This is a genomic window from Saccharomonospora saliphila YIM 90502 (assembly GCF_000383795.1).
Lineage (GTDB): Bacteria > Actinomycetota > Actinomycetes > Mycobacteriales > Pseudonocardiaceae > Saccharomonospora > Saccharomonospora saliphila.
Genome location: NZ_KB912692.1, coordinates 2,082 through 5,616 on the forward strand (window position 1 = coordinate 2,082; position 3,535 = coordinate 5,616).

Here is a 3,535-nt window from a genome sequence, read left to right on the forward strand (position 1 = left end):
AGGCCGCGCCGCACGTCCCCGGCGACCGGGCGGCGGCGCCGTCGCTCGGCCCGCCTCGACCGCCGCTTCGACGATTCGAGCTGCCACGGCACGCTCGTCACCATCACCCGCGACTGGAACAGCAGGCGGCCCTTGAGGCGCAGCGCGGTCTGGTTGTGCAACAGCTGTTCCCACCACCGGCCCACGACGTACTCGGGGATGAACACGGTCACCACGTCGCGCGGCTGGTCGCCGCGCACCCGCCGCACGTAGTCGAGCACCGGCTTGGTCACCTCGCGGTACGGCGACTCGACGACCTTGAGCGGGATGGCGACCTTGCGCTCGGTCCACTGCCGCAGCAGGGCGCGTGTCTCCGCGTCGTCCACGTTGACCGTCACGGCCTCCAGCACGTCCGGACGGGTCGCCTTCGCATAGGCGAGGGCGCGCAGCGCCGGACGGTGCAGGTGGGACACCAGAACGATGGCGTGGTTGCGGGACGGGAGGGTGACCTCCTTCTCACTTTCACGCAGTTCCTCGGCCACGCGGTCGTAGTGCCTGCGGATGGTGCGCATGATCGAGTAAATGACCGCCATGGCGGCGAGCGAGATCCACGCCCCCTCGGCGAACTTCGTCGCGAGGATGATCAACAGCACGGAGGCGGTCGTGACCAGCCCGACCATGTTGATCACCTGGGCCCGGCGGATGCGGCCCCGCGCCTGCGGATCGGTCTCGGAACGCAGCGCCCGGTTCCAGTGCCGGATCATGCCGCTCTGGCTGAGCACGAACGAGACGAACACGCCGACGATGTAGAGCTGGATCAGCGCGGTGACCTCGGCGTTGAAGCCGATCACCAGTAGGATGGCGACCCCGGCCAGCAGCAGGATGCCGTTGCTGAAGGCGAGCCGGTCACCACGGGTGTGCAGCTGCCGGGGCAGGAAGCGGTCCTGGGCCAGGGTCGAACCGAGCACCGGGAACCCGTTGAACGCCGTGTTGGCCGCCAGCACCAGCACCAGCCCGGTGAAGAAGATCACATACCACACGGCGGGCTCGATGCCCGCGAACACCGCGCCCGCGAGCTGGGCGACGAGGGTCTTCTGCTCGTAGCCCTCCGGCGCGTTCACCAGTTGGGTCGCCGGGTCCTCGGCGATGACCACCCCGCTCACCTCGGCCAAGAACAGCAGGCCGAGGAACATCGCGGTGGCCAGCATGCCCATCAGCAGCAGCGTGGCGGAGGCGTTGCGGCCCCGGGGTTTGCGGAAGGCCGGAACCCCGTTGGCGACCGCCTGCACCCCCGTCAGGGCGACGCTGCCCGACGAGAACGCCCGCAGGATCACGAACGCGAGGCCGAGCCCGGCCAGCGCCTCCGGGTCCGAGGCGAGTTCGAGGCCCGCGCTCTCGGCCCGTGGCCGCTCGCCGAACACGAACGTGCGTACCGCGCCCCAGACGATCATCCCGAGGATGCCGAACACGAACGCGTACACCGGGATGGCGAACAGCGTGCCGGACTCGCGGACGCCGCGCAGGTTCACCGCCGCCAGCACCGCGATGGCGAGCACGGCGAACTCGACCTTGTGGTCGCTCACGAACGGCACGGCCGAACCGATGTTGGCCGCGGCCGAGGAGATCGAGACGGCGACGGTGAGGATGTAGTCGACCGTCAGCGCCGCGCCGACGGCGAGCCCCAGCCGTGGCCCGTGGTTGACGGTGGCCACGGTGTAGTCACCACCACCCCCGGCGTAGACCCGCACGTTCTGCCGGTAGGAGGCCACGACGATGACGAGGACCAGTGCCACGGCGATGCCCACCCAGGGGGTGTAGACGTAGGCCGAGGCTCCGGCCAGCGAGAGCATGAGCAGGATCTCCTCCGGCGCGTAGGCCATGCTCGACAGCGGGTCGGAGGAGAACACCGGCAGCGCGATGCGCTTGGGCAGCAGGGTGCGCGGCAACCGGTCGCTGCGGAACGGCCTGCCCAGCAGGATGCGTTTCGTGGCCGTGGCGAACGTGGACACGGCTGGAGCGTAATCCCGTGGCCCCGGCCCGGCGCCGGGCCGGTGGGTCCCGTGCTCACCCGGCCGTGCGGCGACCGGGTGAGGACCAGGCACCGGACGGGGTCCCGATGGGGGTAGGTTGGCGCAGGACGCCGAAAACGGGAGTGCGGTCGCGAGGAGCGGGAGGCAGCAGCGTGCACGTGGTGATCATGGGATGCGGCCGGGTCGGCGCGTCCCTGGCCGCCGCGCTCGAACGGCTCGGGCACGACGTGGCCGTGGTCGACAAGTCGCAGGAGGCGTTCCGGCGTCTCGGCAGCGGGTTCCACGGCAGGCAGGTTCTGGGGGTGGGCTACGACCGCGGGGTGCTCATGGAGGCGGGCATCGAGCGTGCCGACGCCTTCGCCGCCGTGTCGAGCGGGGACAACTCGAACATCATCTCGGCGCGGGTGGCCCGCGAGACCTTCGGCGTGGATCACGTGGTCGCCCGGATCTACGATTCCAAGCGCGCCGCCGTCTACGAGCGGCTCGGCATCCCCACGGTGGCCACGGTCCCGTGGACCACGGACCGGTTCCTGCGCACCCTGTTGCCCGAGGGTGTGGCGACCTCGTGGCGGGAGCCGACCGGCACGGTGGCGCTGATCCAGCTCCCGCTGCACGAGGACTGGATCGGCCGCAGCGTGCGGCAACTGGAGGCGGAGACGGGTTCCCGCGTGGCGTTCGTCATGCGGTTCGGCACGGGCGTGCTGCCCGACTCGACGACGGTGCTGCAAGCCGACGACGTGGTCTACGCGGCGGCGCTGTCGGGCACCGTCACCGAGGTCTCGAGCGTGGCCGGGCGGTCACCCCGGGAGGAGAGCTGATGCGGGTCGCGATCGCGGGTGCGGGCGCGGTGGGCCGCTCGATCGCCACGGAGCTGATCGAGGCCGGGCACACCGTGATGCTGATCGAACGGCAGTTCCAGCAGTTCCTGCCGGAGACGGTCGAGCAGGCCGACTGGGTGCTCGGCGACGCGTGCGAGGTCTCCACGCTGGAGGACTCCGGGGTCCAGCTCTGCGACGTCGTGATCGCCGCGACCGGGGACGACAAGGTCAACCTCGTGGTGTCGCTGCTGGCGAAGACGGAGTTCGCGGTGCGCCGCGTGGTCGCCCGCGTGAACAACCCGCACCACGAGTGGCTGTTCACCGAGAGCTGGGGTGTCGACGTGGCGGTGTCGACCCCGAGGATGCTCGCGGCGATGGTGGAGGAGGCCGTCAGCGTCGGCGACCTGGTGCGGCTGATGACGTTCCGGCAGAGCCAGGCCAACCTGGTGGAGATGACCCTGCCCCCGGACACGCCGCTGGCGGGGAGGCCGGTGCGCGAACTCGCGCTTCCCAAGGACGCCGCGCTGGTGACGATCCTGCGCGGCGAGCGCGTGCTGGTGCCCCAGCCGGACGACCCGCTTGAGCCGGGCGACGAGTTGCTGTTCGTCTCCACCACCGACGTGGAGCCCGCCATCCGCTCGGCGCTGGGCGTGGCCGGAGACTGACCCGCGCACCCCGCGGCGGCGGCCTCCGGCGGCCCGCGGGCTG

General features: G+C 71.1%; 3 protein-coding genes. 2 read left to right on the plus strand and 1 reads right to left on the minus strand.

Going from position 1 to position 3,535, the window contains the following annotated elements; translation table 11 throughout:
• Positions 1-1,988 (minus strand): APC family permease (locus tag SACSA_RS23105; protein WP_019816647.1); only part of this gene is annotated, 1,988 nt, incomplete at its 3' end.
• Between the two features lie 173 nt (positions 1,989-2,161).
• On the opposite strand from SACSA_RS23105, the gene SACSA_RS0114660 reads away from it, so the two are divergent.
• Positions 2,162-2,827 carry a potassium channel family protein gene (locus SACSA_RS0114660; RefSeq protein WP_019816648.1) on the plus strand — a complete coding sequence of 222 codons (666 nt, stop codon included), beginning with the start codon at positions 2,162-2,164 and terminating at the stop codon, positions 2,825-2,827.
• Positions 2,827-3,492 (plus strand): potassium channel family protein, encoded by a 666-nt coding sequence (locus SACSA_RS0114665; protein WP_019816649.1) that lies wholly within the window; start codon positions 2,827-2,829, stop codon positions 3,490-3,492. The genes SACSA_RS0114660 and SACSA_RS0114665 overlap by 1 nt, the downstream gene beginning before the upstream one ends.
• Positions 3,493-3,535: the final 43 nt, after the last annotated feature.